This window comes from Streptomyces durmitorensis, from assembly GCF_023498005.1.
GTDB lineage: Bacteria > Actinomycetota > Actinomycetes > Streptomycetales > Streptomycetaceae > Streptomyces > Streptomyces durmitorensis.
Genome location: NZ_CP097289.1, coordinates 9,149,104 through 9,175,304 on the forward strand (window position 1 = coordinate 9,149,104; position 26,201 = coordinate 9,175,304).

A 26,201-nucleotide genomic window follows, 5' to 3' on the forward strand; every position below is an offset into this window, starting at 1 on the left:
AGGAGCCCATGCGTCCCGACGAACCCAAGTGGACACCGCAGCCCCTGGCCCCCGGCCAAGAGGAACAGCCGCGGCAGATCCGCCGCATCCTGCGCCTCTTCCGCCCGTACCGCGCCCGTCTCGCGATCGTCGGCCTGCTGGTCGGCGCCGCCTCCCTGGTCTCGGTCGCCACCCCCTTCCTCCTGAAGGAAATCCTCGACACCGCGATCCCGCAGGGACGGACGGGCCTGCTGAGCCTGCTCGCCCTCGGGATGATCCTCAGCGCGGTCGTCACCAGCGTCTTCGGCGTCCTGCAGACCCTGATCAGTACGACGGTCGGGCAGCGCGTCATGCACGACCTGCGCACCGCGGTCTACGGCCGCCTGCAGAGCATGTCGCTCGCCTTCTTCACCAGGACCCGCACCGGTGAGGTCCAGTCCCGCATCGCCAGCGACATCGGCGGCATGCAGGCGACGGTCACCTCCACCGCCACCTCCCTGGTCTCGAACCTCACCAGCGTGATCGCCACCATCGTCGCGATGCTCGCCCTGGACTGGCGCCTCACGGTCGTCTCGCTGCTTCTGCTGCCCGTCTTCGTGTGGATCAGCCGCAGAGTCGGCCGCGAACGCAAGAAGATAGCCACCCGGCGGCAGAAGCAGATGGCCGCGATGGCCGCGACGGTCACTGAGTCGCTCTCCGTCAGCGGCATCCTGCTCGGCCGCACGATGGGCCGCTCCGACTCGCTCACCCAGACCTTCGCCGACGAGTCCGACCGCCTCGTCGACCTGGAGGTCCGCTCGAACATGGCGGGGCGCTGGCGCATGGCCGTCATCTCGATCGTCATGGCCGCCATGCCCGCCGTCATCTACTGGACCGCGGGACTCGCCTTCCAGATGGGCGGCCCGACGGTCTCGATCGGCACGCTCGTCGCCTTCGTCTCGCTCCAGCAGGGCCTGTTCCGGCCCACCGTGAGCCTGCTCTCCACCGGCGTGCAGATCCAGACCTCGCTCGCGCTCTTCCAGCGCATCTTCGAGTATCTCGACCTGCCCATCGACATCACCGAGCCCGAGAGCCCGGTGCGCCTGGACACCATCAAGGGCGAAGTCCGCTTCGAGGACGTCGAGTTCCGGTACGACACGGGCGACGGCCAGAGCCGCCCGATCCTCGACGGCATCGACATCACCGTCCCCGCAGGCGGCAGCCTGGCCGTCGTCGGCCCCACCGGCTCGGGGAAGTCGACCCTCAGCTATCTGGTACCCCGGCTGTACGACGTGACGGGCGGCCGGGTGACGATCGACGGCGTCGACGTGCGCGACCTGGACTTCGACACGCTGGCCCGCGCCGTCGGCGTCGTCTCCCAGGAGACGTATCTCTTCCACGCCTCGGTCGCCGAGAACCTCCGCTTCGCCAAGCCCGACGCCACGGACGAGGAACTGATCGCGGCCGCGGGCGCCGCCCAGATCCACGACCACATCGCCTCCCTGCCCGACGGGTACGACACGGTGGTCGGCGAGCGCGGCCACCGCTTCTCCGGAGGCGAGAAGCAGCGCCTCGCCATCGCCCGTACGATCCTGCGCGATCCGCCCGTGCTCATCCTGGACGAGGCGACCAGCGCCCTGGACACGCACACCGAGCACGCCGTGCAGGAGGCCATCGACGCCCTGTCCGCCGACCGGACGACGCTCACGATCGCCCACCGGCTCTCCACGGTCCGCGGAGCCGACCAGATCGTGGTCCTTGACGCGGGCCGGAGCACCGAGCGCGGCACCCACGAGGAGCTCCTGGCGAAGGACGGCCGTTACGCCGCCCTGGTTCGCCGAGACGCCCAACTGGAGCCAGCAAGATGAAGATATGCACGGAATGTCGGCATTTGCGGGATACCGTGCCCGCATGCTGCAGACCAAGACTCCGCGCCGGGGCACGATTCGACTGACGCGTCGGGGGCGAATCGCCCTGATCGCGACCGGAGCCGTCGCGGCGGTCACCGCCGTTACGGTGCCGCTGCTGCTCCCGGACGACGACGCACGCCCCGAGTCGCTGACCATCCCGGAGGGCTGGCGCTCGGGCCAGGTGTACGGGGCCGTCGACAAGGCCCTCGGCATGCCGGAAGGCACCACGAAGAAGGCCATTCCCAAGGCCGCTCTCAAACTCCCCAGCGACGCGGGCGGCAACCCGGAGGGGTATCTCTTCCCGGCGACGTACCCCATCAGCAATCAGTCGACTCCCGCGTCCGTGCTCTCGTACATGGTGAACACGGCGACCAAGAAGTTCAGCGGCGGCCAGGTCACGGCGGGTGCCGACCGCAACGCGGTGAACGTCTACCAGACCGTCACCATCGCCAGCATGATCGAGGCCGAAGCAGGCTCCAAGGCGGACATGGGCAAGGTGGCCCGGGTCATCTACAACCGCCTCGACCAGGGCATGCCGCTGCAGATGGACTCGACGATCAACTACGCCCTGAACCGCTCGACGCTGAACACACGCGACCGCGACACAAAGATCAACAGCCCCTACAACACCTACACGCGCATGGGCCTGCCCCCCACCCCGATCGGCAACCCCGGCGACGAGGCGATGCGCGCGGCGACCAGCCCGGCGCAGGGCGACTGGCTGTACTTCGTGACGGTGAAGCCGGGAGACACCCGCTTCACGTCGAGCTTCGAGGAGCAGCAGAAGAACGTGGCGGAGTTCAACAAGAACCAGAGCAAGAACAAGGACGAGAAGAAGCAGGACGGCTAGCGGTCCGCGCGGCGGCGCGGGCGCGCGCCCGCGCCGCCCCGGATCAGACCGTGACCGACGCGTCCTCCAGCAGCCGCTGGATGTCCCGCACGGCAGCCCGCCCCGCCCGGTTCGCGCCGATGGTGCTGGCCGAAGGTCCGTAGCCCACCAGGTGGACGCGGGGGTCGGCGACGGCCCGGGTGCCCTCGATCCGGATGCCGCCGCCCGGCTCGCGCAGCCGCAGCGGCGCCAAGTGCTCGATCGCCGCCCGGAATCCGGTGGCCCAGACAATGACGTCGGCATCGACGCGCCGCCCGTCGTCCCACTCCACGCCGCTCGGCGTGATGCGGTCGAACATCGGGAGCCGGTCGAGCACCCCGTCGGCCCGCGCCTGCCGGATGGCGTCGTTGACGGGAAGGCCGGTCACGGACACCACGCTCTGCGGCGCGAGCCCCTGGCGCACCCGCTCCTCGACCATGGCGACGGCCGAGCGCCCCCAGTTCTCGTCGAACGGCCCCTCGCGGAAAACGGGCTCCCGGCGGGTGACCCAGGTGGTCTCGGCGGCGTAGGGAGCGATCTCCATCAGATGCTGGGTGCCCGAAGCCCCGCCGCCCACGACGATCACCCGCTGCCCCTTGAAGGCCTCGGGCCCCGGATAGACCGCCGTGTGCAACTGCCGCCCGCGGAAGGTGTCCTGCCCCGGATAGCGCGGCCAGAACGGCCGGTCCCACGTGCCCGTGGCGTTGATCAGCGCGCGGGTCGCAAAGGCCCCGGCCGACGTCTCGACCAGCAGCCGCCCGCCGTCGCCCTCGCGGACACGGTGTACGTCGACGGGCCGGTGCACCCGCAGGTCGAAGCGCCGCTCGTACTCCTCGAAGTACTCCCGGATGACCTCCGACGAGGGCCGCGCGGGGTCGGCGCCGGTCAGCTCCATGCCGGGGAGCGAGTGCATCCCGTGCACTTTCCCGTAGGTGAGCGAGGGCCAGCGGAACTGCCAGGCGCCGCCGGGCCGGGGCGAGTGGTCCAGGACGACGAAGTCCCGGTCCGGCTCGAAGCCGACCCTGCGCAGGTGATGGGCGCTGGACAGGCCCGCCTGCCCGGCGCCGATGACGACTGCGTCCACCTCTTGTGCCGCTTCGTGTGCGGCCGCGTCCCGTGCCCCGATGTCGTTCACGCTTCTACTAACTCCATCGGGGCCCGGGATCTTCCCGCGCCGGGATCCGGGTCAGCGACCGCCCGCCACCAGGAGCGGGGCGCCGCCCGGAGCGGAGGCCGGGCGCCCGTTCGCCGCGGGCACTCCGGCCAGCTGCGACGCCGGAATCCGGGGCAGAAGGCCGCGCGCCGCCAGATCGGGGATCACGCCCTCGCCGAACCAGTACGCCTCCTCCAGATGCGGATAGCCCGAAAGCACGAAGTGCTCCACGCCGAGCGCGTGATACTCCTCGATGCGGTCGGCGACGTCCGCGTGGCTGCCGACGAGCGCGGTGCCCGCGCCGCCCCGCACGAGACCGACACCCGCCCACAGGTTCGGCGAGATCTCCAGGTCGTCGCGGGAGCCGCCGTGCAGCGCCAGCATCCGCTGCTGGCCGACGGACTCGCTGCGGCCGAGCGCCTGCTGGGCCGCGGCGATGGTGTCCGGGTCGAGGTCGTCGAGCAGCCGGTTGGCCGTGGCCCACGCCTCGGCGGCGGAATCACGCGAGATGGTGTGCAGCCGGATCCCGAACCGGACCGTGCGCCCCTGCTCCTCGGCGAGCCCACGGATCCAGTCGATCTTCTGCTTGACCTGCTCCGGCGGCTCGCCCCACGTCAGATACACGTCCGTGTGCCGAGCGGCGACAGGACCGGCCGCCGGCGACGAACCGCCGAAGAAGATCTCCGGCAGCGGGTCCGGCGGCAGCGCGGTCAGGCCGCCCTCCACGTCGTAGTGCTCGCCGTGGAAGTCGAAGGGCTTGCCGCCCCACACGCCCCGTACGACCGAAAGGAACTCGTCCGTTCGGGAGTAGCGCCGATCGTGGTCGAGGTGGTCGCCGAAGCGCCGCTGCTCGGTCGAGTCGCCGCCCGTGACGACGTTCAGGAGCAGGCGCCCGCGCGTGATGCGCTGATACGTGGCCGCCATCTGGGCAGCCAGCACCGGGGAGATGACGCCAGGACGGAACGCCACGAGGAACTTGAGCCGCTCGGTGTGCTGGGCGAGGGCGACCGTCGTCAGCCAGGCATCCTCGCACCAGGTGCCGGTCGGGGTCAGGACCGCCTCGAAGCCCAACTGCTCGGCCGCCTTGGCGATCTGGATCAGATAGTCGATGTCGGGGGCCCGCACCCCGCTGACAGGAGTGACACGGGAGCGTGTGATGCCGCCGTCGGTGTAGGCGTGCCGGTCGACGAGGGTGCGGCCGTCGCCGCCGGTCGGCAGGAACCAGTTGAGGTGGACGGTCATCGTCAGGACTCCTTGTCGTACGTGCGCGGCTTGCTGGTCGAGGGCGGCAGGTCGCCGTTGAACCGGGTGTCGACGAAGTCACCGAAGTCGATGCGGCGCGGAATGAGCTTCTGGTCGGTGAAGGTGTCCGCGATCTCCTGCTCGGAGGTGATCACGTTCTTGTCGACGGCCACCGGGACCCGCGTGCCGTTGCTGCGCTTGACGGCCGCGAGCGCGACCTCGTACGGCAGGCCGGTGTCCTTCGCCCAGACCTTCGCCCACGCCTCCGGGTGGTCGTAGACCCAGTCCTGGGCCTTGCGCAGCCGCCTCAGGTAGTCGTCGACCGCCGCGGACTTCCTCTTGTCCTTCAGGGCGTCCGGCGCCGCCACCTGGAAGTTGAGGCCGTTGACCAGGCCGTCGCCGTCGGTCAGGACGCGGCCCTGCTTGCCCTGGAGAACCTGCGAGGTGTACGGGTCCCAGACCGACCAAGCGTCCACCTTTCCGCTGGTGAACGCGGCCAGCGCGTCGGCCGGCTGGAGGTACTTGACCTTGACGTCCTTGAGGCCGAGCCCGGCTTCCTTCAGGGACGCGATCAGCTGGTAGTGCGCCGACGAACCCTGCGCCACGGCGACGGACTTGCCCTTGAGGTCCCCCGGCTTCTTCAGCGGCGAGTCGTTCGGGACGAGGATGGCCTCGCCCGCGGCGGTGCCGTGGGTCGCGGCCACCACGGAGATCTTCGAGTTCGCTCCCGCGGCGAAGACGGGCGGCGTGTTGCCGACGGCGCCGATGTCCACGGCCTTGGCGTTGACCGCTTCCAGGAGAGGGGGCCCGGAGGTGAAGGTGGACCAGCGGATCTTGTACTTCAGGTCGTCGAGCTCCCCGGCCGCGCGCAGCACGGCCTCCGCACCGCCCTTCTGGTCACCGACGTTGAGGGTGAGCGACCCCTTGCCGTCGGTTCCGCCGCCTGATCCGGCGGACGAGGTGCTTGCGGACGAGGCGCCGGAGCAGGCGGAGAGGAGCAGGGCCAGGGGGAGGAGCAGGGCGGGGGCGGCGAGGTGTCGTCGCATGGTGAGTCCGTTCGGTGTGTTCGTGCTGTTCACGAGGAGGGCACGAGGAGGGGGAGTGCGGGCGGTTCACGCAGCGGCGACGGGTTCTGCCTCCGCCGCGTCGGGCGCGTCGACGCCCAGGCGCTTCAGAAGCTCGGCACGCAGCTCGGCGAAGCGCGGGTCGGAGATGCCGCGCGGCCGGTCCAGATCGATCTCGGTCTCGTACGCGATGACCCCCTCGTCCATGACGAGCACCCGGTCGGCGAGGAGCACGGCCTCCTCGACGTCGTGCGTGACGAGCAGGACGGCGCAGCCGCGCCGCTGCCACAGCTCGTCGACGAGACGCTGGGCCTTGATGCGGGTGAGCGCGTCGAGCGCGCCGAACGGCTCGTCCAGGAGCAGCAGATCGGGCTCGCGCACCAGGGCGCGGGCGAGTGAAGCACGCTGAGCCTCTCCGCCGGAGAGGGTCTTGGGCCAGGCGTTCGTACGGTGCTTGAGCCCGACCTCCTCCAACGCCCGCTCGGCGACACCGCGTTCAGGTTTCCCCTTCAGGCCGAGCAGGACGTTGCGCCACACGCGCTTCCACGGCATGAGCCGCGGCGCCTGGAACGCGACGGCCTTGCGGCGCGGCACGAGGACCGTCCCCTCGATGTCGCGGTCGAGCCCGGCGAGGATGCGCAGCAGGGTCGACTTGCCGCAGCCGCTGCGCCCCAGAAGTGCCACGAACTCGCCCGGTTTCACGTCAAGGTCGAGCTGATCGATGACGGCGCGCCCGTCGAAGGAGCGGGTCAGCCCTTCGACGCGTACGGCCGAAGTGGCGTGCGTGGTAGGGGTGTTGGGAGCGTTGGGGGTCACCGGCCGGTGAACGTCGGTCGCCATTGCAGCAGCAGCCTTTCGAGGGTGCGGACGATGAAGTCGGCGATGAGGCCGAGGAAGGCGTAGACGATCAGGCAGACGACGATCACATCGGTCCGCAGGAAGTCACGCGCCTGCACCATCAGGAAGCCGATCCCGGAGTCCGCGTTGATCTGCTCGGCGAAGACGAGGGCGAGCCAGGCGATGCCGAGGGAGTACCGGAGCCCGGTCATGGCACCGGGCAGCGCCCCCGGCAGGATGACGTGGCGCACGAGCCCCCACCGCGAGAGTCCGAGGGACTCCCCGGCCTCGATGAGCTGCGAGTCGACCCCGCGGATTCCCGCGTACACGTTCAGATAGAGCGGGAACGAGACACCCAGCGTGATGATGGCGACCTTGGGCGCCTCACCGATGCCGAACCAGATGATGAACAGCGGGATGAGCCCGACGAACGGCACGGTGCGCAGCATCTGCACGCTGGCGTCGACGAGATCCTCGCCGACGCGGAAGAGCCCGGAGACGAGCGCGAGCGCCGTCCCGACGACCGTGCCGAGCAGCAGTCCCACCGCGACCCGCTGCAGGGAGACCCCCATGGCGGAGGTCAGTGAACCGTCGCTGAGGAGGTCACGGGCGACTCCGGCGATGGTCCCCGGAGAGGCGAGGATGTCCTTGGTCAACACCCCGGTGGAGCTGAGGAGTTGCCACAGTGCGAGGAGCGCCAGAGGGCCGGAGGTGCGGCGCAGCCAGCGGGGGACGCGGGTGCGGCGGGTGGATGCGGGGACGATGGGGACGAGCTCGGTCGGCGCCGACCGGGTGTCTTCGGCGCCCTCGGCGCCCTCGGCGCCCTCGGCGCCTTCGACGTCCCGGGCGGGATCGTCGGGCTTGGATATACCCGAAATGTCGGACGAGGAATCCGGCGGGGCATGGCTGATGCTCATGGGGCTCCACGGCAGGAGGGAGGGATGCCCGAAAGGCCTACGCGCGGGACGGCGAAATCAACCGCGCGAAGGCGTCAGGGCAGAGAAAGGAAGGCGGTGAAAAGCGGGCTGAGAGAACGTCAGCAGCCGCGACGACACGCAGCAGAAGCCACCCGCAGCAGGTCGATGTGACCGCGCGTGGTGAGCAGAGCTGAACGCAACATGCCGCAGAACGTAGCCAGATCGTCTGCGCACGGTCAATGGCGTCTCGTAAGGCGGACGCCGCGTATCAGCGAATGGGAGATGGTGAGGGACGATGGACCCATGTCTGATGCTTTCACCACACGTGTCCTGAACGTCACCACCGGCTCGGCCGAGAAGGTCCTCGACCTCACCGACGAGTGCCAGAGCTTCCTGCGCGAGGCGGCAGCCGGGCGCGACGGCCTGCTCAACGTCTTCGTCCCCCATGCGACCGCGGGCATCGCGATCCTGGAGACGGGCGCGGGCAGCGACAACGACCTCCTGGCCGCGCTGCACTCGCTGCTCCCCGCCGACGACCGCTGGCAGCACCGCCACGGCAGCCCCGGCCACGGCCGCGACCACGTCCTTCCGGCGCTGGTGCCGCCGCACGCGACGCTGCCGGTGGTGAGGGGCCAACTGGAGCTGGGGACCTGGCAGTCGGTGTGCCTGGTCGACACGAACCGGGACAACCCCGACCGTCAGGTGCGGTTGAGTTTCCTGGGCTGACCGGGAATACGATGAGAATCTTGCCGGAGGCGGAAGGAACGGGCTGTGCCTGATGAGCCGATCGATGTGGTGATCGCCGACGATCAGGAATTGGTCCGGGCCGGCTTCGAGATGATCCTCGACGCCCAGCCGGGCATCCGAGTCGTGGGTGTCGCCCGAGACGGTGTCGAGTGCGTCGAGCTGGCCCGACGGCTCCGCCCCGCGGTGGTGCTGGCCGACATCCGCATGCCACGCATGGACGGCTTGGAGGTCACCCGCACCCTGGCGGGCGGGCCGTCCGGCGAGTCCGCGATGAACGTCGTGGTGATCACCACCTTCGACCAGGACGACTACGTACGCGACGCCCTGCGCTACGGCGCCTGCGGCTTCCTGCTCAAGGACGCTCCGCCCGCGCTGCTCGTGGAGGCGGTGCGGGCGGCCTCTCGCGGCGACGCGCTGGTCTCGCCCGCGGTCACCGTTCGGCTGCTGCGTGGGCTGCGGCACCGAGCAGGCGGTGAGGAGCAGCAGGAGGCCGCCGGGCTGAGCAGCCGGGAGACGGAGATCGCTCGCCTCGTGGCCGTGGGACGCACCAACCAGGAGATCGCCGAGGAGCTGTTCCTGTCGCTGTCGTCGGTGAAGACGTACCTGGCCCGGATCCAGGCCAAGGTCGAGGCCCGCAACCGCGTGGAGATCGCGGCCTGGGCCTGGGAGAACGGTGTGGTCACCTCGCGGGACCAGCGTCCGTGAGGGGGCGCGGCAGTTTGGCCACCACCTCCCACTGACCGGAGTTCGTGACACCGGCCCGGAACGTGCCGTCGAGCGCCTCGACGCGTTCGCGAAGACCGATCAGGCCGAAGCCGCTGCGCCCGCCCGCCGGATGGTCCGCCTGGCGCTGTCCCGCGCTGTTGGTCACCGTCACCCGCACCCACCCCGGGTCGGCGTCCAGACGCACGGTCACCCGCTCGTCCGGGGCATGCCGCAGCACATTGGTGAGGGCTTCCCTGACCACCCGCAGCACGGTCGCCTCGACCTCCGGGCTCAACCGGCTCGTGCGGACCGCGGCGCTCGCCTCGAGGCGGGCCGCCGGAGCGTCGGGCCGGCGCCGGGAGAACTCGCCGACGAAGTCCCCGAGTTCGGCGAGGAGATCGCCCGGCCGCAGCGCCTGATGGTCGTCCTCGCGCAGCACCCGCACCAGCCGCCGCATCGACTCCAAGGTCTCCGTACCGGACCGGGCGATGGCATCCAGGGCGGGCTCGACCTTCTCGGGCGCGGCCGCGTGAACGGTCCGGGCCGCGTTGGCCTGCACGATGATGCCCGTCATGTGGTGGGCGATCAGGTCGTGCAGATCACGGGCCAGAGCCAGCCGCTCGGCGTGCCGCACATCCCGTACGGCACGTTGGCGACGGGCCTCCGACGCGCGGACGACACACCCCATGGCGATGCCCAGCGAGAGCAGGATCGTCACCATGTAGCTGCCCCCGACGAAGCCGTCCAGGGTCCGGGTACGCAGCGTCTGCATCAGCATGCCGACGGCCAGGGCGGCGACCGTCCACGCCATGGCGCGGGTGCTGTGGACCTGGGCGAGTGTCTGAATGATCAGAAACAGCAGCGCGAACATCTCCAGATACCCGAAGTCCGTCCCGCTCACCGGCACGAACAGGCACACGCAGCTGAGCGTGAGGGAGATGGCGGCAGCCCCCACCGCCCGCGCGGGGAAAGGCAGTGGGTGGTGAGGGCCGGGCAGTGCGAGCGCGGCCAAGGGTCCGGTCACGAACACCGGCAGCCAACTGGTGGGCGTGATCGGCGGCTCGGTCACCAACAGCAGCACCAAGATGTCCGCAGCCCATAGCAGGGCCAGGGACACCACCGCGGCGGCGGAGACGACGCGGCGGATGCCGGGCAAGAACGGAAGCTTCCAGTCCACGCCACCAGCCTAGGGAGCCGGATGGCTCATGTGGTGTCGGCCGGATGACCGACAAGGAACGCCGCACCCCGTACCCAGGGCTGACGCGGCGCCGCCGCGTACTGCCGCAGCATGGTTCGAGGGCACGGGCGTTCCCCCGGCGCCTGTGCCCCGCCCGGCCCGTCGGCAGACACCGCCCGGCACACCCTCCGGGTGGCAGCCCAGGGCCCCAACCGCTTCCCATCCTCGTCTCGTTCCTGACGTACGGAGACTGTTGTTCTCATGGCTACTTTTCTGCACCGGCTCGGGCTCGGCGCGTTCAGGCGTCGCTGGCTGACCCTGTTGTTCTGGGCGGTCGTACTCGGCGTCGCGGGCGCCGCTTCGGCGGGCAGCAGCGGCAGCGGCGACTCGAACATCACGCTGCCCGGCATCGAGGCGCAGAAGGCGTACGACGTGCTCGGTGAGAAGTACCCCGCGGCCAACGCCGACGGGGCGAGCGCCCGTGTCGTCGTCCGGGCACCCGAGGGGGAGAAGCTGGCCGCCGACGAGCCGCGAGCCGAAGTCTCCGCACTGCTCAAGGACTTGCAGGGCTCTTCGCCCCGAGTCGCCTCGGTCGCCGACCCGTTCAAGGCCAAGACCATCAGCGCCGACGGCACCACCGGCTACGCTCAGGTCACGTACAAGGCCAAGCCCGCCGAACTGACGGACGCGGACCATGGCCACCTCCAGGACGCCCTCGACGCGGCGCGCGGCCAGGGGCTGACCGTGGAGGCGTCCGGCAGCGCGCTGGCACCCGCCGAGGCGAGCAGCTCCTCCGAAGCGATCGGATTCGTGCTCGGCGCGTTGATCCTGGTCGTCACCTTCGGCTCGTTCATCGCGGCCGGCATGCCTCTGCTGACCGCCCTGCTGGGGGTCGGCATCACCGTCAGCGCCATCACCGCGCTCACCACGGCCCTGGACCTCAACAGCAGCACCTCGTCCCTCGCGACCATGCTGGGCATCGCGGTGGGCATCGACTACTCCCTGTTCATCGTCTCCCGCTACCGGTCCGAGCGGGCCGTGGGCCACGACGCCCGCGAGGCGGCCGCCCGTGCGAACGGCACCGCGGGTTCCGCGGTGGTCTTCGCCGGGCTGACCGTCGTCATCGCCCTGGTCGGCCTGGCCGTGGTGAACCTGCCCATCCTCACGGCCATGGGCATGGCCGCCGCCGGTGCCGTCGTCGTTGTCGTCCTGGTCTCCGTCACCCTGGTCCCGGCCCTGCTCGCCTTCGCCCCCGAGCGCGTTCTCGGCCGCGCTTCCCGTAAGAAGTCCGCCGGTTCGAAGGCCGCCGGCACGAACGGTTCGAAGGCACCCGGCACGAACGGTTCGAAGGCTGCCGACACGAAGCCGCCCCTGGCGGAGCGCTGGGCGGGCTTCGTCCTGCGCAGCCCCTGGAAGATTCTGCTCCTGGCGGTCCTCGGCCTCGGTGTGATCGCGCTGCCCGCGACCAGGCTCGAACTGAGTCTGCCCGACGACAGCACCAAGCCCACCTCCACCACCGAGCGCAAGGCCTACGACATGCTCGCCGAGTCGTTCGGCCCCGGCTTCAACGGCCCGCTGACGCTCGTCGTCAGCGGCAGCGATCCGGCCGCCACGAAGAACGCCGTCGGCCAACTCGACGACAGCGTCAGGGACATGAAGGATGTGGCCACCGTCGCCCCGGCCACGTACAACCCGGCCGGTGACACCGCGATGGTCGCCCTCGTCCCCAAGAGCCCGCCGGCGAGCGAGGAGACCAAAGACCTCGTCCACACCATCCGAGACCAGGCCAAGAGCGTCCAGGCCGCCACCGGTGCACTGGCCATGGTCACCGGCACCACCGCGATGAACATCGACGTCGCCGCGAAGTTCGCCGACGCGATCATCCCCTACCTGGCGCTCGTCGTCGGCCTGGCCTTCCTGGTCCTGATCCTTGTCTTCCGCTCGATCCTGGTGCCGCTCAAGGCGGCGCTCGGCTTCCTGCTGTCCGTCCTGGCCTCTCTCGGCGCGGTGGTCGCGGTCTTCCAATGGGGCTGGCTCAAGGGCCTGTTCGGCCTGGAGGCCACCGGCCCGATCATGAGCCTCATGCCGATCCTCCTGGTCGGGATCGTCTTCGGCCTCGCCATGGACTACCAGGTCTTCCTGGTCACCCGGATCCGGGAGGCGCACGTCCACGGCGCCGACCCGCGCCGGGCGATCACGGAGGGCTTCCGGCACAGCGGCAAGGTCGTCATCGCGGCCGCGCTGATCATGACGGGTGTCTTCGCCGGGTTCATCGGCGGCGACGACGCCATGATCAAGTCGCTCGGCTTCGGGCTGGCCATCGGGGTCGTCCTCGACGCGTTCGTGGTCCGCATGACCATCGTGCCTGCCGTCCTTGCCCTGCTCGGCGGGCGGGCCTGGTCGCTGCCCGGCTGGCTCGACCGACGTCTGCCGCACGTCGATGTCGAAGGCGAGAAGCTCGGCAGCACGGCCCCCGCGGTCCGCGAACCCGCCCCCAGGGAAGCCGACAGCGCTCCGACCCGCTGAGCTGACCGCGGCCGGCTGCGCGAACGCCCCGGCGGGAAGTCGGCGGTCAGCGGCGGTCAGCGGCGGCCGGTGGCCAGGATGACGAGGTACTGGCCGCCGCCCGGCTCGATGTCGGCGGTCACCGGCAGTCCAGGTACCAGTCGGGAGAACCGGTCCACCAGCCAGTCCGCCGCCTCCTGGGCGTCCCGCCTGGTCGGACAGCGCCCCACCATCTCGCGGCCCCCCTTGCGCTCCAGCCTCCCGGCAACGGTGATCAGCGGCGCGGGTTCGACCACGTACAGGCGGTCCGGCCAGGCGATCTCCACCTTGACCGCGCCCTTGCGGGTGTTGCATCCGCGGTGCGCGAGCCGCTCGGTGACCTTGGCCTTCCGGTCGGCGGTCCGGCTGTCGACGCTGGGGCCCCGCGGGTCGTTCACCGACTCGTCGGGATCCACCGCTTCGTCGCACACCCAGCAGCGCCAGCCGTCGCGCTCGGCCACATCATCAAGAAGACTCATCCGAGCAAACTAGCCTGCCCCGGCTCTCGCCCCGCGCACCAGGTCCCCCAGCGGGAGGTCCGGCGGTTTCCAGTCGGATCATGGCCGAGACGTGAGCGGTCCGTTGACAGACGTCCGGTGTGTTCGTAGCTTCTCGAATCGTTGGAAATATCGATGATTTGAGTACTCGATCATTCTGAACTCGGGGGAACGATGTCCGGACGAACGACTTCGGTGGGCGGGCGGGGGTGGACCCTGGCCGTGGTCTGTGTGGCCACGTTCATGCTGCTGCTCGATCTGACCGTGGTGAACGTGGCGCTGCCTGACATCAGGGACGCCTTCGACGCGAGCTTCACCTCGCTCCAGTGGGTGCTCGACGCGTACGCCCTCGGTCTCGCCGCCGTTCTGCTGACGGCCGGATCGCTGGCGGACCGCCTGGGGCGCAAGCGGGTCTTCAACATCGGCTTCGTCGTGTTCCTGGCGGCTTCTCTCGCCTGTGGCCTCGCGAACGACGCCGCTGTCCTGTCCGTGGCCCGGGGGGTTCAAGGGCTCGGGGGAGCGGTCCTGTTCGCCGTCGGGCCCGCGCTGATCGGGCAGGAGTACCAGGGCAAGGACCGGGGCAAGGCCTTTGGCGTCTTCGGTGGCGTGGTCGGCCTCTCCATCGCCTTCGGTCCGCTCATCGGGGGCGCGCTCACCGATGGGCTGAGCTGGCGCTGGATCTTCCTGGTGAACGTTCCGGTCGGACTGCTCGCCATGGTCGTGAGTGCGCTGCGGATGCGTGAGTCCCGCGTGGAGTCGGCCCCCGCCGTGGACTGGTGGGGGTTGGTGCTCTTCACCGGCGCGCTGACTCTCCTCGTGCTCGCCCTGCTTCGGGGAGAGGCCGAGGGATGGGCCAGCGCGCCCATCGTCGGCATGTTCGCGGCGTCTGTGGTGCTCCTCGGCGCGTTCGGCGTCGTGGAGAGGCGTCGCGGCGAACAGGCCATGTTCCAGCTGTCGTTGTTCAGGAACAGGACGTTCAACGGGGTGTCGGTGGTCACGCTGCTGTGCGCCGCCGCGACGATGTCCGCGATCTTCCTCCTGGTGTCGTACGTGCAGAACGTCCTCGCGTACTCGCCGTGGGAGACCGGCCTGCGGTTCCTTCCGCTGACCGCGACGCTGTTCGTCGCGGCCGCGATCTCGGGATCGCTGACCACCCGGGTGCCGCAGCGCTTGCTGATGGGAACCTCCCTCGCGCTCATCGCGATCGGGCTCTTCCTTGTCGCGCTCACCGGCCCGGACACCTCCTGGACCGCGCTGCTGCCGAGTATGTTCGGGATCGGCCTGGGCATGGGGCTGTTCAATCCGCCGCGCGCGTCCTTGTCCATCGCCGTCGTGGAACCGTCCAAGGCGGGCATGGCATCGGGGATCAACGAGACGTTCCAGCAGGTGGGCGTCGCCATCGGCATCGCGGGATTCGGCGTGGCCTTCCAGGGCAGGGTGAGTGACCTCTTCACGCAGTCCGCGGCGGGGCGGCAACTGGGCCCGGACGCGCACGAGTTCGGGGAGGCCGTGGCGGCGGGAGGCGGCGCGGAAGCAGTCGGCCGTGCGCCGTCGGCGCTGGCCCCCGCACTCGAAACGGCGGCCCGCACCGCGTTCGTGGACGGGCTGACCGACGTGATGTTCGTGTGTGCGGTCGTCGCCGCCGTCGGCGCGGTGATCGGATTCGGCTTCATTCGTACGCGCGACCTGCACGAGAGCGCCCGGGGCGAGACCGTGGAGGTGGAGAGCCGGGCTGTGGTGAACGGCGTTGAAGCACAAGGGCTCTTGGAGGGCGAGAGTGCCGGAGTGCCGGCCGTGGCCCAGTCCGTACGAGCCGGGGGAGATGGGTAACCCGGTCGGAGACGGCCGGGCTACCCGCCCCGATCGGACGCGGCACCGCGGTGGCACCGGCCTTGGAGGCCGGTGCCACCGCCAGTACCCTTGACGCCATCGACGATCGGCACAGGGGATGTTCGGCAGCACCGAGAACGGCATCCCCTGATCCGGTCGTGTCACCGAGATCTCAGCAGCACATCAGCAGTAAAGGGGAACGGCCCGGATGACTGAGGCGACGCCCGCTCCGACGCAACCCGCCGCGCTCGACTTCCCCCTCGTCCGCAGGACCGGCTATCTGCTGAACAAGGCCGGATCGATCCTGATGGAGGACGCGGAACGGGCGCTCATGGCGCAGGGCATGCGCCTGCGCTATTTCTACGTCCTGGCCGCGCTGGAGAGCGATCTGAGCCTGTCTCAGCAGGATCTGAGCAGGCTCCTCCACCTCGACCCGACGACCATGGTGGCTCTGATCGACGAGATGGAGCGGGCCGGCCATGTGGAGCGGCGGCGCAACCCGTCGGACCGCAGGCGCTACATCCTGCGCCTCACCGATGGCGGCCGCGAGGCACTTGAGCGCGCCGGGCGCGCCGTCGACGCCGTGGAGCAGGACTTCCTGTCCGCAGTGCCCGCCGAGGACCGCGACCGGCTGCGGTCGCTGCTCGGCGATCTGCTCGCCGACCGCTGGCCGCGCGTGGTGGCCTGCGAGTGATGTCCGACCGGTTTCGGAATTGCTCCGGCCCAACTGGAGTTAAAGGATCCCTTTTTGAGGTTTCCTTTGGATGGATCTGTGCAGGCCGTCACAGAATGCCGTAAATAATTGCTTTCCCCTTTGGCTGCTGGCTAGTCTTTTTTCTGTCCGGGCCGCATGGTCCGCGACACGGGGGAAGGTAAACGGGGAATGAGCAACAAGGAATTATTGTACGGATCTCTGGACAGCTGCCTCGGGCCTGGCAGCTCCCGCTTTTTCGGAAGCGGATACAAACGCGTCACCCAGAGCCTCAAGAACATCACCACCGACGGCTCCGCGGAGCCGGGCGGGTTCATCACCGCGCGCGGCACGCTCGCGTATCCGAGTGACTGGTCCCGCAAGACGGGCGCCGGCGAGCTGCGGCCGCACCTGAGCAGCATCGACGCACTGGTGCTCGCCGCGAACCTGGCGGAGACGCACATCGGCCGGGCCTTCGGACTCGGCCCGGCCGAGCGGCGCAGGATCTGGCTGCGCCGTGCCGATGTACGGGCCGGCAGCACGCCTCACGAAGACCTCGCGGACTTTCCTGTCGAGGGCAGGCTGGTCGCAGTCGACGGTCCGACCGGGGAACGCGGTCTGCTGGCCAGTACGTTCGACTGCCGGGTCGGGCGCCTGAAAGTGCGCTGCACGCTGGTGCACGAGCAGGTCGGCGGGGCGGGGTCACCGGCCACGTACGCCGACGAGACGCAGGCACTGGGGCCGGCGCGAGCCCGTCACTACGGCGTGGGCTACAAACAGCGCGAACAGCACGCCGAGCAGGTCCGCGTCGACCTCGACCGGCAGGAGATCCGGGGACTCCAGCGTGTGGTCGCCACGGACGAGGACGCGCTCACCTGCGGAGCGGAAGCGGCCTACGGTCCTTCGGTCTCCCTGGTCGACGCGCTGGTGGGCGTGGCCCAGTTGGCCCAGATCCTGCTCTATGCACAGGACGGGCTCTCCCGAGGCAGCAGCGACACGCTCTGGATGAGGCGCTTCGTCATCAGTGCGGGCACTCCGGTGCGACCGCTGGGGCACAGCTTCACCCCGACCGTGCGGACCGAGAGCTCCCGGCTCCTGTCCATGGGCGACGCCCGCTGGCGCACCGCGGAACTCGCGGTCGACGATTTCGCGGGAATCGACGGCCGTTGCTGGCTGGCGCACCGCCTGCCCGCCGCCGCATAACCGCACGGCCGACTTCGCCACCGGTGCACACCTATTCCATCGTTGCGGAATTCAATTCGCGCCGGTGTTGCACGTGAGGAACACAGTTACGCCTAAGCAACACAACGGGGGAAACAGATCATGCACTTTACGCCCACGTTCCGATTAGGAGACGTGCTCGTCGTGCTCGAAGGACCGGCCCGCGTGCTCTGGGACGAGCCCGCTCCCGGTCCGGGAGCGCGACACTGGACACCGACGGGACTGTGGCCGGACGCGGCACAGCGTGCCGAGGTGCGCGAGCACCTGGACGGCGAACGGCCGCTGCTCGTCCTGCTCGACGAGGCCCGCGCCCGCGTCCCCATGCTGCGCGAGGAGTGGCGGGCCGCGCCCTGCCGGCTGCCGAGCGTCCAGGTGGGCGCCGACTCCGGCGACCTCGCGGACGGCGAGGTCATCGACGTCCGGCTGCCGTTCCTCGACTGGCTGCCCGAGGCACACAGGCAGCGCGCCCTGCGCTTCCTCGCGGAGAGCGACGCGGCACTCTCCCGTACGCCGATGGCGTTCCTGCCGCCGCTGATGGCCGAGGAACGGCGCGACGGAGTGCCGCCGAGCCCGCGCTTCGCCCGGCGGCTGCTGCCGAACGCCCTGACGGCGGACCGCCTCGCGGCAGCCGTCGACCATCTGTTCGCCGATGCGTCGCACTGCTGCGCGGCGGCGACCGGCTCGGCGAGGTGACCCGATGAACCAGGAAGCGCACACCGACGCCGCGGGCGGATACGGCCCCGAGGAGTCACTGATGGGACGTTCGGTCATGGTCACCGGCGGCAACCGAGGCATCGGGCTCGCCGTGGCAACCGCCCTGGCTGCCGACGGCGATCAAGTCGCCGTCACCCACCGGGACGCGCCGCCGCCCGACGGACTGCTCGGCGTCCGCGCCGAGATGACGGACAGTCAGAGCATCGACGCCGCCTTCGAGAAGGCGGAGGCCGCACACGGGCCGGTCGAAGTGCTCGTCGTCAACGCGGGCATCACGCGGGACACGCTGTTCCTGCGCATGGACGAGCGGGACTTCACGGACGTCGTCGACGTCAACCTGCACGGCGCCTTCCGCACAATGCGCCGCGCCGTGCGGGGGATGGTGCGGGCGCGCTGGGGACGGATCGTACTGATCTCCTCCATGACCTACGCGTACGGAGCGCCGGGACAGGTCAACTACGGCGCCGCGAAGGCCGGAATGCTCGGCATGGCCCGCTCCCTCGCCTGGGAGCTCGGGCCCAGGAACATCACGGTCAACATCGTCGCACCAGGCCTGATCGACACGGACATGAGCCGCGGGATCACCGATCGCCGACGCGAACATCTGCTGGCCATCACCCCGCTCGGCCGCGCCGGAGAAGTCGCCGACGTCGCCGCCGCCGTGCGCTTCCTGGCCGGCGATTCGGGTCGCTTCATCACCGGGGCGGTCCTGCCGGTCAGCGGAGGTCTGGGCCTCGGTGGCTGACCACATCACCTCACACCCGGCTTCGGCCGGGCCACCGACAACGGGAAGAGAGCACCTCATGGGGGACACAAGCACCCCGCAGCGCGGTCTGCACCTGGCGATCTCCGGAACGTACTCCAGCGGAAAGAGCACCACGACCGAGACGCTGTCGATGGCGACGGGCATCCCCCGTACGCACGCGATGACGTCCCGGGAGATCCTCCTGGACCTCGTGCCGGGCAAACAGGTCCAGGAACTCAGCGCGATGGAACTGACGATGCTCGGGCTGCGCCGACTCGAGGAGCGGATCCACCACGAGGCGGGCCAGGGGCCGTTCATCTCGGACGGCTCCGTGATCCACGAATGGATCTACGGCGAGGCACGCATGCGGGTCGGTATCAACCCCGGAGCGAACCTGCTCCTGCGAACGGTGAAGAACATCGCCGGGCTGCCGGTGAAGCGGTTCTACCGCCAGTACATGGACGCCTACGGCGCGGTCGCCAAGGCCCGTGCCAAGCGGATCTACGACGCCTATGTGCATCTGCCGGTGGAGTTCGAGATGAAGGCCGACGGCCATCGGCCGGTTTCCGAGCCGTTCCGGAAGATGTCCGACGATCTGCTGATCGAGACTCTGGAGGAGCTGGAGATCCCCTACCACGTGGTGGGCGGCACCGTCCGTGAACGCGTGGAGCGGATCGTCGAGATCTTCGACCTGCCCCTGGTGATGCCGCTCGACGAGGCGATCGAAAGGGCAGGTGCGAAGGTGAGCCGGGCCACCGAGATCCTGGAGAAGGACGCCCGCTTCCACGAGGCCCAGCGGACCAAGTCCTTGCGGCGGCGCGTCTCGTACGCGGTGCGTTTCTGAGAGAACGGGGTCTGGGCGCACGGAGGTTCAGGCTGCCGGGGCGAAGCCGGGTCTGCTCTCCTCGTCGGCGTCCGCGGCGAGTTGGGCGTGGAGTCCCGCGAGGCCCTTGGCCAGCGCGCGCCGCTCGGCCTGGGGCAGGGCGCTGATGGCGTGGTGCAGCGTGTTCTCGCGCTGCTCGCGGATGCGCAGCAGGTGGTTCTGCCCCTCGGCGGTCAGCCGCAGAGTGACCTCCCGTCCGCTTCCGGGGCAGGGCAGCCGCTCCAGGAAGCCGATGGCCTGCAGGCGGTCGCACATGCGGGTGACGGAGGGAGGGGCGGTGGCGAGCCGCTTGCACAGGGTCCGCATCCGTATCCCCTCGGCGCGGTCGACGACGTACATCAGGCGTAGTTGCGAGGTGGAGGCGGGAGCGATGGTGGCCGACCCTCTGGCGTGTTCCCACATCACGTCCAGCAGCTCGACTATGCCGCTCGCGGACCGAGTGGCCGCGTGGGAGAAGGTGTGCGAGGTGGACTCTGGTACTGGCATGTGCGCCCCGTCAGTGTGTGGCTCGGCTCCCCGCGCGGAGGCGGGGAGCCGAGTGGCGTCAGGTGGTGCGGTGCGGCCCGGTGGGGCGGGCCGATGTCGCTTCCCCGCTTGTCATCGGGGGTTCTGCCGTGCTGCCGAGGGGGGAGTTCACGTCGCCCGGAAGGGGCGCCGTGAGGTGATCCAGGGTACCGGTGAGGGTCAGGAGCCGATCGAGCTTCGCGGTGCGGTCGTCCAGATGGAGCCGGACGCCGGCCGCGCCGGTCCTGCGACGGATCATCAGCAGGATCGAGAGCCCCATCGAGTCGACGACGTCGAGCCCCGAGCAGTGCAGGTGCAGGTCGTCCAGGCGCGGGTGCTCGGCGAGTTTGCCGGTGACGGCGTGCAGGAGATGGTCCGCGTTGTCGTGGTCGAGATCGCCGTGGAGCTCTATACGGACGGTGTCCTCGGTGTCGACCGTGGTCAGGCGCAAGGGCGTGGGCGGCGTCGTGGTCATGCGGGCTTTCCTGCGGTGGCGCGGGGGTGGGGGGTGAGCGCGGCGATGCCGCTTTCGAGGGTCCGGGCGGCTCTGGGGAAGTCCTTGAGCTCGTGGGCCAGGATGTCCAGGGCCGGTGGCAGGCTGTGCGCCGGCACACCGCGCGCGGTGAGGATCCCCGCGGTCCAGGAGATGAACCAGGTGAAGAGGTCCTCGTCGCCCAGGTAGAGGGCGGTGGCAAGGAACTCCACGATGTGCGCGAGGTCTTCCGCGGTGTGTTCACGCTGCGAGTCGCTGTACGCGCGCATGGCGGGGAACGCCTCCTCGAGCGCCGTGAAGACGGTGCGCACGAGGGAGGTCCTGCTGCGGCAGACCATGGTGTATTCCTGGTCGTCCAGATGCGGCAGGTCGTCGATGGGCTGGTGGCCGGGGTGCGGGCGCCGCAGCGGCGCCCGGGCGAGGCGGTCGGCGGCGGCGCGGGCGTCGGGAGCCCAGGCGTCGGCGCCCAGCAGGCGGGCGTACTTGCCGTCGGGCCCGAACGCGGCTCCACCGGCCAGTACGGGTACGCCGATCGCCTGGCAGGCGGTGATCGCGGCGTGCGCGGTGGGCAGCCGGGCCGCGATCGAGCTGGAGAGCGCGACCACGTCGGTGTCGGTGCGGTGCAGGTGGGCGATGAGGTGCGGGGCGGGGACCTGTGCGCCGAGGTAGTCGACGTGCCAGCCGCGCAGCTTCAGTACCTCGGCCAGCAGACGCGCGGGCAGCGCATGCCACTCCCCGTCCACACAGGCCACCGTGATCCTGCCCCGGTAGGGGGCCGTGCGCGCGGCCGGGTGCACGGAGAGCGCGGCCACGGCCCGCTCGCTGATGGCTGTCGCGGCGTGCTCCTGGGCCACGGTGAGGCGGTTGGCGGCCCACTCCTCACCGACCTTGCCCTGGACCGAGGCGATCACGTCGAGGAGCACGCTCTCCGGTGCGACGCCGTCGTCCAGAGCGTGCAGCACCACATCGGTGGCCGTGTATTCATCGGCCGCCGCGACGGCTGCCCACAGCTCACCGGCCGCTTGCTGGACTGCTTCACCGGCGGGCGGCCGGTGTGGAGTACGCGTCGTCATGCGGTGTACCTGCCCCGAGTGCGGCCGTTCACCGCACTGAGATGCTGGGTGCGGGGCGCGGAGATCACCACGACCGCCATGTCGTCGTGCCGGCCTCTGCCGACCCACTGGGAGGCGAGCATCTGGACGCGCTCCACGATTCCCTCCGACGGCATGCCCGCGCACTCCGCCAGGACGCGCTGGAGCCGCCTCTCACCGAACTCGTCACCGCCCATCGGCCCGCCCTTGGCCTCGGTGATCCCGTCGGTGTAGAGCACGCAGGACTCGCCGGGCGCGAGGGTGACCGAAGCGGTCCGGGCATGGACATCGGGAATCGCGCCCACCAGCGTGCCGCGTGTCTCGGCCTCCTCCACCGCACCATTCGTACGGACGATCAGCGGAGCCGGATGACCGGCACTGGTCAGCCGCAGGTTCACCGCGCTGCCCTCCCGCACGGCGGAGGCCAGGACCAGCGTCGCGAACCGGGTGTGATGGGAATTGACCAGAGCGGTGTTCAGCAGGCTGATCATCCGCTGGTGGTCGTCGGCGAGGGGAAGCAGGGCGTGCAAGGTGTTGCGGATCTTGCCGGTCAGCACCGCTGCTTCGAGACCCTTGCCGCAGACGTCCCCGAGCGTCACGAGCGAGGCCTCGCCCTCGACAGCCGCGGGGTGCACGTCGTAGAAGTCCCCGCCGATCCGTTCATGGTCCTCCGACGGGCGGTAGCCTCCGGCGAAGTCCACACCGGAGATCTGGTGCAGCGAGGGGGGAAGCAGCTCGCGCATCAGGACCTCGGTGATCGAGGTCTGTTCCGCGTACAGGCGTGCGGCCGACATGGCGGCCCCCGCGCGCGTGGCGAACAATCGGGCGAACACTTCTTCACCGTCGGTGAACGCGGCCGTGCTGGAGCGGCGCAGCAGGACGAGCGCACCGGCCGCGACTCCGTGACCGGGCAGTGGAGTGATCACTATCGAGCCGACAGGCCCGAAGTCCTCGGGCACCATCCAGTCCGGTGCCACGGAGGGATCGATCCACCGCGACGGCACCGGCGGGAAGCCGCGCAGCGCCTCTCCGAGTCCGGGCACATCGTCCGGATCCGCCGACTCCTGGGACCGGACGGGGCTTTCGCCGCGCAGGCACGTCATCACCGGCAGCCGCGCTCCCCGCGAGGGCGCGATGACCAGCGCCGCATCGGAGAGATACTCCGCGGCCAGCTGAGCCGTCACGCCCATGCAGCGCTCCAGGTTCAGGGAGGAGAGCAGCAGGTTGGACGACTTGGCCAGGAACTCGGTCCGCTCGCGCTCCATGTGCAGGGCTTCACGGACCAGCCGGTGGTCGGTGTCGTCCACCAGCCACCACACCACGGTGCCGTCGTCCCGCACGCCGGTGTGCGCCTCGAAGCTGCGCTCGCCGATCGCACCGGATGCCGGTCTGCCCGCTGTCCGGTCGGCACCCCGGTCCGGCACCCGCAGCGCGTCGTGCGCGGCGCGGAGCCAGGTGGGGACCACGTCCGTGAAGACGGTGCCGGGCCGAGCCCGGGGCAGGAGCGCACCGGCCGCGTCGCTGCGCAGCACGATGACGCCCTCGGCGTCAGTGACGAGGACGGGGCAGGGAGCATGACTCAACGGAGAGTCCTGCTCTGTGGCGGCGCCGGTCTGCGCGGGGGGAGAGACCAAGAATTGAGGACCCGCTGGGCGAATCCCTCACCTCATCAACTCGAAGGAACGTTGCCTTTAAGCAACCATCCCGCACGTCCCACACGTCTGGCAACCAGCACTGATACCCGCGAAACTGTGTGGCTGCCATGGGGTTTGACAGCCTTGGATCGGGACACCCATCGGGGCGCGGCCCCGTATGTCGGATGCGCCTTCACCCCCTCGGACAACCGGCTGATGGCTCTGTCCGCAGCACGGCTTGACCTGCGGCGCGGTGTTCCGCGGCTGCGGTCGGATCTGTCCCGTCGAGCAGGATCGCGATTCCTTCGTGGGCCAGCGCCTCCTCATTGCGGTAACCCAAATGAGGGGCGAGCTCCAGAGCCCGCCGGTGCAGGCGCAGGGCCTCGTCGGGCAGGCCCGCGAGGCGGCAGGTCTCCGCGTAGCCGTTGAGGAAGCGGATCTTCCAGTGTTCCTCGAAGAGCTCGTCGAGCAGCGCGAACGCCTTGCGGTGGGCGTCCAGCGCCTCTTCGTAGCGGCCCATGCGCCGGAACGCGACACCCAGGCAGTTGAGGCACCATGCCTCGTTGTGAAGGTGTCCGTCCTCGCGGGCCAGTGCCAGTGCCTGACGCAGGTGTTCCGCCGCCTCGTCGGGTTCCTCGTGGGCCATGGCGACCCCGAGGGTGATCCGGGCCGTCAGCGCGGGCGGCCATGCGGGATCGGTATGAGGGGCGGCAAGCACCTCACGGGCCCGCTGCGCCGCCTCCTCGCGGTGTCCCAGCTGCAGCATCGCCCAGGCCTCCGACGCGGCAGCACTGGCCGTGCCGGTGGGGGAACCGGCCCGCTCGTACAACGTCCCCGCCAGCCTGAAGAGTTCGAGCGGCTCCTGGACATGCCCTTCGTCCCACTTCAGGTAGCCGCGCCGCAGGGCCAGTTCGGCCTCCGAACCGAAGTCGCCCGCCTGGGACAAGCGCGCCTTCGCGGCCTCGTACGCCGCGTCGGCCTCCGCCATACGGCCCGCGTTGTAGCGCGCGAACCCCAAATCGCTGTGCGCGTCGGCCAGTTGCAGGGGATCGCCCAGGCGTTCGGCGGCGGACAGCGACCGCTCGAAGAGCACGTTGAGGTGCGTCGTGCCGCAGCGGCGCGCGAAGTACGCCCGCAGGAAGCGCGGCAGCTCGCACACATGCGCGTCGGCCCCGACGGCGTCCGCCGTCTCGAAGGCGGCCACCAGGTTCTCGTACTCCGCGACGAGCCAGGCGAACGCCGCGTTCTTGTCGGTGAAGTGCGGGAGTGCTGCCGGAGGCCTGCCCGCCGAGGCCGGGCGGCCCGGCGACAGGAACGGCATCGCGGCGTCCGCGGCGGCCGCCGCGTGCACGTAGTAGTCGAGGAAGCGGCCAAGGGCGCGTTCCCGCTCGGCCGGTGAGTCCTGCTCCGTGCCTGCCCGGCGCGCGTGCTGGTGCACCAGGTCGTGCAGCCGGTAGCGCCCGGCCGCCGACTCCTGTACGAGGTGCGCGTCGACCAGGTCCTCCAGGATCGCCCGCGCGCTGCGCAGCGGTACGTCCGCGAGCGCCGCCGCCAGGTACGCGTCGAAGGAACCGCCGGGCAACAGGCCAAGGAGCCGGAACAGGCGGGCCTGGGAGCGGTCCAACTGCCGTACGGACATGGCGAACGCGGTGTCGAACTCGCTCGGGCCCTCGGCCATCCGCTCGACGAGGATGCCCACGGTCCAGCCGGGACGGTGCCGCAGCCGGGCCGCGGCGAGGCGCAGGGCGAGCGGCAGATGGCCGCACAGCCGCAGCACCTCGGCAGTGGACTCCGGGTCGCGTGCCAGGCGGCCGTCGAGGCCGCTCGGGTCGCCGCTGGCGCGGGCGAGGAGCTCGGCGCTCTCCCGCGGGCTCAGTACGTCCAGGGAGACCGGGGGCACCTCGTCCAGGCCGATGAGCCGGTTGCGGCTGGTGATCAGGGCGACGGACGGACCGGCGCCGGGCAGCAGCGGCCGGACCTGGTCGGCGTCGGCGGCATTGTCGATCACCACGACGACCCGGCGGCCGGCCAGCTCCGACCGCCAGCAGGCGGCCAGTTGCTCGACGCCCTCCCGCGGGACCTTCTCGGACGGGACATCGAGCGCCCCGAGCAGCATCCGCAGCGCGGAGTCGGGGTCGAGCGGCTCGCGGCCCTCGGTGAACCCGTGGAGATCCACGTAGAGCTGGGCGTCGGGACAGTCGGCGGCGAGCCGGTGCGCGGCGTGTATCGCCAGGCAGGTCTTGCCCACACCGGCCATGCCGTCGACGGCGACCACCTGGTGACTGTCCACCGCGGCGAGCACGGCGGTGAGTTCGGCCTCGCGCCCGGTGAAGTCGGTTACGTCGCGCGGCAGATCGTTGCGCGGCCTCGGCCTGCCCTGGCGGCTTGACTTCGGGGGTGCGGGGAGCGGGTTGGAGGAGCGTTCCCACAAGGGGCGCAGCGGGCGGGGGTCGCGCTTGACGAGGCGGCAGAGCGCGATCACCGCGGGCCAGGGCGGCACGGTCTGGCCACTGAGGTAGCGCGAAAGCGACGAGGAGCTGAGACCGGCGTCCCGCGCCAGTGCCCGCACGCCGAGTCCGGACAGTTCTTGGATCAGGCGCAGTCGGGCCGCAAGGTCGTTCTGCGGGTCCGCCGTCGCGGTCCGTTGTGTTGCATCCACCAGGTACCCCCCATGTCCCGTGTCGCCAGAAACCTACCGGGCCAAGTCTTCGCTGCTCAAGGCTGTTTCAGCTGTCCCACGGTGTCCCATCGCCGTGGTCGTGGCGAGCGGATCGGG

The 26,201-nt window shown here is 70.3% G+C and carries 24 protein-coding genes; 11 read left to right on the plus strand and 13 right to left on the minus strand.

Going from position 1 to position 26,201, the window contains the following annotated elements:
- Nucleotides 1–8 precede the first annotated feature (8 nt).
- Both M4V62_RS40455 and mltG read left to right on the plus strand, forming a co-directional pair.
- Nucleotides 9–1,826 carry an ABC transporter ATP-binding protein gene (locus tag M4V62_RS40455; RefSeq protein ID WP_249592176.1) on the plus strand — a complete coding sequence of 606 codons (1,818 nt, stop codon included), beginning with the start codon at nt 9–11 and terminating at the stop codon, nt 1,824–1,826.
- A gap of 46 nt (nt 1,827–1,872) precedes the next feature.
- Nucleotides 1,873–2,718: an endolytic transglycosylase MltG gene (gene mltG / locus M4V62_RS40460; protein ID WP_249593206.1), complete on the plus strand. Its 846-nt coding sequence runs from the start codon at nt 1,873–1,875 to the stop codon at nt 2,716–2,718.
- Between the two features lie 43 nt (nt 2,719–2,761).
- Here the strand turns inward: mltG and M4V62_RS40465 are convergent, their stop codons facing one another.
- The 6 genes from M4V62_RS40465 to M4V62_RS44010 form a co-directional block, all read right to left on the minus strand.
- Nucleotides 2,762–3,871 carry an NAD(P)-binding domain-containing protein gene (locus M4V62_RS40465; RefSeq protein ID WP_249592177.1) on the minus strand — a complete coding sequence of 370 codons (1,110 nt, stop codon included), beginning with the start codon at nt 3,869–3,871 and terminating at the stop codon, nt 2,762–2,764.
- A 51-nt stretch (nt 3,872–3,922) separates the two neighbouring features.
- Nucleotides 3,923–5,131, minus strand: a complete 1,209-nt coding sequence (locus tag M4V62_RS40470; RefSeq protein WP_249592178.1) for an LLM class flavin-dependent oxidoreductase — start codon at nt 5,129–5,131, stop codon at nt 3,923–3,925.
- Nucleotides 5,132–5,133: 2 nt separating this feature from the next.
- On the minus strand, nt 5,134–6,177 hold the full coding sequence (locus M4V62_RS40475) for an ABC transporter substrate-binding protein (RefSeq protein WP_249592179.1): 1,044 nt from the start codon (nt 6,175–6,177) through the stop codon (nt 5,134–5,136).
- 66 nt (nt 6,178–6,243) lie between these two features.
- Nucleotides 6,244–7,035 (minus strand): ABC transporter ATP-binding protein, encoded by a 792-nt coding sequence (locus M4V62_RS40480; RefSeq protein ID WP_249592180.1) that lies wholly within the window; start codon nt 7,033–7,035, stop codon nt 6,244–6,246.
- Nucleotides 7,008–7,949, minus strand: coding sequence for an ABC transporter permease (locus M4V62_RS40485; protein WP_249592181.1), 942 nt, complete (start codon nt 7,947–7,949; stop codon nt 7,008–7,010). Before M4V62_RS40485 ends, M4V62_RS40480 begins: the two co-directional genes overlap by 28 nt.
- A 119-nt stretch (nt 7,950–8,068) precedes the next feature.
- Nucleotides 8,069–8,152 (minus strand): putative leader peptide, encoded by an 84-nt coding sequence (locus M4V62_RS44010; RefSeq protein ID WP_349817350.1) that lies wholly within the window; start codon nt 8,150–8,152, stop codon nt 8,069–8,071.
- 100 nt (nt 8,153–8,252) lie between these two features.
- Between M4V62_RS44010 and M4V62_RS40490 the strand changes: the two genes are divergently transcribed.
- Together M4V62_RS40490 and M4V62_RS40495 are read left to right on the plus strand one after the other, a co-directional pair.
- Nucleotides 8,253–8,675: a secondary thiamine-phosphate synthase enzyme YjbQ gene (locus tag M4V62_RS40490; protein WP_249592182.1), complete on the plus strand. Its 423-nt coding sequence runs from the start codon at nt 8,253–8,255 to the stop codon at nt 8,673–8,675.
- Between the two features lie 45 nt (nt 8,676–8,720).
- Complete coding sequence (locus tag M4V62_RS40495) at nt 8,721–9,401, plus strand: response regulator (protein ID WP_249592183.1); 681 nt, start codon at nt 8,721–8,723, stop codon at nt 9,399–9,401.
- Here the strand turns inward: M4V62_RS40495 and M4V62_RS40500 are convergent.
- The gene (locus M4V62_RS40500) at nt 9,376–10,578 is read right to left on the minus strand and encodes a sensor histidine kinase (RefSeq protein WP_249592184.1); all 1,203 of its coding nucleotides are present in this window, start codon (nt 10,576–10,578) and stop codon (nt 9,376–9,378) included. The two genes, M4V62_RS40495 and M4V62_RS40500, sit on opposite strands and share 26 nt — an antisense overlap.
- Nucleotides 10,579–10,839: 261 nt before the next feature.
- Between M4V62_RS40500 and M4V62_RS40505 the strand changes: the two genes are divergently transcribed.
- Complete coding sequence (locus tag M4V62_RS40505) at nt 10,840–13,104, plus strand: MMPL family transporter (RefSeq protein ID WP_249592185.1); 2,265 nt, start codon at nt 10,840–10,842, stop codon at nt 13,102–13,104.
- 56 nt (nt 13,105–13,160) lie between these two features.
- On the opposite strand, the gene M4V62_RS40510 is transcribed toward M4V62_RS40505, so the two are convergent.
- On the minus strand, nt 13,161–13,601 hold the full coding sequence (locus tag M4V62_RS40510) for a hypothetical protein (protein WP_249592186.1): 441 nt from the start codon (nt 13,599–13,601) through the stop codon (nt 13,161–13,163).
- A 192-nt stretch (nt 13,602–13,793) separates the two neighbouring features.
- Between M4V62_RS40510 and M4V62_RS40515 the strand changes: the two genes are divergently transcribed.
- The 6 genes from M4V62_RS40515 (at nt 13,794) to M4V62_RS40540 (ending at nt 19,664) form a co-directional block, all read left to right on the plus strand.
- Entirely contained in the window at nt 13,794–15,449 is a 1,656-nt protein-coding gene (locus tag M4V62_RS40515; RefSeq protein ID WP_249592187.1) for an MFS transporter, read from the plus strand.
- Nucleotides 15,450–15,657: 208 nt separating this feature from the next.
- On the plus strand, nt 15,658–16,143 hold the full coding sequence (locus M4V62_RS40520) for a MarR family winged helix-turn-helix transcriptional regulator (RefSeq protein ID WP_249592188.1): 486 nt from the start codon (nt 15,658–15,660) through the stop codon (nt 16,141–16,143).
- Nucleotides 16,144–16,332: 189 nt separating this feature from the next.
- Nucleotides 16,333–17,343: an AvrD family protein gene (locus M4V62_RS40525; RefSeq protein WP_249592189.1), complete on the plus strand. Its 1,011-nt coding sequence runs from the start codon at nt 16,333–16,335 to the stop codon at nt 17,341–17,343.
- Between the two features lie 120 nt (nt 17,344–17,463).
- Nucleotides 17,464–18,054 carry a hypothetical protein gene (locus tag M4V62_RS40530; protein WP_249592190.1) on the plus strand — a complete coding sequence of 197 codons (591 nt, stop codon included), beginning with the start codon at nt 17,464–17,466 and terminating at the stop codon, nt 18,052–18,054.
- A 61-nt stretch (nt 18,055–18,115) separates the two neighbouring features.
- The gene (gene fabG, locus M4V62_RS40535; protein WP_249593207.1) at nt 18,116–18,820 is read left to right on the plus strand and encodes a 3-oxoacyl-ACP reductase FabG; all 705 of its coding nucleotides are present in this window, start codon (nt 18,116–18,118) and stop codon (nt 18,818–18,820) included.
- Nucleotides 18,821–18,878: 58 nt separating this feature from the next.
- The gene (locus M4V62_RS40540; RefSeq protein WP_249592191.1) at nt 18,879–19,664 is read left to right on the plus strand and encodes an AAA family ATPase; all 786 of its coding nucleotides are present in this window, start codon (nt 18,879–18,881) and stop codon (nt 19,662–19,664) included.
- Between the two features lie 27 nt (nt 19,665–19,691).
- On the opposite strand, the gene M4V62_RS40545 is transcribed toward M4V62_RS40540, so the two are convergent.
- The 5 genes from M4V62_RS40545 to M4V62_RS40565 form a co-directional block, all read right to left on the minus strand.
- A complete protein-coding gene (locus M4V62_RS40545) occupies nt 19,692–20,189 on the minus strand; it encodes a MarR family winged helix-turn-helix transcriptional regulator (RefSeq protein ID WP_249592192.1) in 498 nt (165 codons plus the stop codon).
- Nucleotides 20,190–20,247: 58 nt separating this feature from the next.
- A complete protein-coding gene (locus M4V62_RS40550) occupies nt 20,248–20,682 on the minus strand; it encodes an STAS domain-containing protein (protein ID WP_249592193.1) in 435 nt (144 codons plus the stop codon).
- Nucleotides 20,679–21,773, minus strand: coding sequence for a cobalamin B12-binding domain-containing protein (locus M4V62_RS40555; RefSeq protein WP_249592194.1), 1,095 nt, complete (start codon nt 21,771–21,773; stop codon nt 20,679–20,681). The genes M4V62_RS40550 and M4V62_RS40555 overlap by 4 nt, the downstream gene beginning before the upstream one ends.
- Nucleotides 21,770–23,374 (minus strand): PP2C family protein-serine/threonine phosphatase, encoded by a 1,605-nt coding sequence (locus M4V62_RS40560; protein ID WP_249592195.1) that lies wholly within the window; start codon nt 23,372–23,374, stop codon nt 21,770–21,772. The genes M4V62_RS40555 and M4V62_RS40560 overlap by 4 nt, the downstream gene beginning before the upstream one ends.
- A 244-nt stretch (nt 23,375–23,618) precedes the next feature.
- Entirely contained in the window at nt 23,619–26,084 is a 2,466-nt protein-coding gene (locus tag M4V62_RS40565) for a tetratricopeptide repeat protein (protein ID WP_249592196.1), read from the minus strand.
- Nucleotides 26,085–26,201 lie beyond the last annotated feature (117 nt).

Bases quoted from the DNA above. Each gene is read 5' to 3' on its own strand.
- M4V62_RS40455 (WP_249592176.1), top strand. From the start codon at position 9: ATGCGTCCCGACGAACCCAAGTGGACACCGCAGCCCCTGGCCCCCGGC.
- M4V62_RS44010 (WP_349817350.1), bottom strand. From the start codon at position 8,152: ATGTTGCGTTCAGCTCTGCTCACCACGCGCGGTCACATCGACCTGCTG.
- M4V62_RS40545 (WP_249592192.1), bottom strand. From the start codon at position 20,189: ATGCCAGTACCAGAGTCCACCTCGCACACCTTCTCCCACGCGGCCACT.
- M4V62_RS40555 (WP_249592194.1), bottom strand. From the start codon at position 21,773: ATGACGACGCGTACTCCACACCGGCCGCCCGCCGGTGAAGCAGTCCAG.
- M4V62_RS40510 (WP_249592186.1), bottom strand. From the start codon at position 13,601: ATGAGTCTTCTTGATGATGTGGCCGAGCGCGACGGCTGGCGCTGCTGG.
- M4V62_RS40480 (WP_249592180.1), bottom strand. From the start codon at position 7,035: ATGGCGACCGACGTTCACCGGCCGGTGACCCCCAACGCTCCCAACACC.
- M4V62_RS40530 (WP_249592190.1), top strand. From the start codon at position 17,464: ATGCACTTTACGCCCACGTTCCGATTAGGAGACGTGCTCGTCGTGCTC.
- fabG (WP_249593207.1), top strand. From the start codon at position 18,116: ATGGGACGTTCGGTCATGGTCACCGGCGGCAACCGAGGCATCGGGCTC.
- M4V62_RS40520 (WP_249592188.1), top strand. From the start codon at position 15,658: ATGACTGAGGCGACGCCCGCTCCGACGCAACCCGCCGCGCTCGACTTC.
- M4V62_RS40490 (WP_249592182.1), top strand. From the start codon at position 8,253: ATGTCTGATGCTTTCACCACACGTGTCCTGAACGTCACCACCGGCTCG.
- M4V62_RS40475 (WP_249592179.1), bottom strand. From the start codon at position 6,177: ATGCGACGACACCTCGCCGCCCCCGCCCTGCTCCTCCCCCTGGCCCTG.
- M4V62_RS40525 (WP_249592189.1), top strand. From the start codon at position 16,333: ATGAGCAACAAGGAATTATTGTACGGATCTCTGGACAGCTGCCTCGGG.
- M4V62_RS40505 (WP_249592185.1), top strand. From the start codon at position 10,840: ATGGCTACTTTTCTGCACCGGCTCGGGCTCGGCGCGTTCAGGCGTCGC.
- M4V62_RS40540 (WP_249592191.1), top strand. From the start codon at position 18,879: ATGGGGGACACAAGCACCCCGCAGCGCGGTCTGCACCTGGCGATCTCC.
- M4V62_RS40470 (WP_249592178.1), bottom strand. From the start codon at position 5,131: ATGACCGTCCACCTCAACTGGTTCCTGCCGACCGGCGGCGACGGCCGC.
- M4V62_RS40550 (WP_249592193.1), bottom strand. From the start codon at position 20,682: ATGACCACGACGCCGCCCACGCCCTTGCGCCTGACCACGGTCGACACC.
- M4V62_RS40515 (WP_249592187.1), top strand. From the start codon at position 13,794: ATGTCCGGACGAACGACTTCGGTGGGCGGGCGGGGGTGGACCCTGGCC.
- M4V62_RS40485 (WP_249592181.1), bottom strand. From the start codon at position 7,949: ATGAGCATCAGCCATGCCCCGCCGGATTCCTCGTCCGACATTTCGGGT.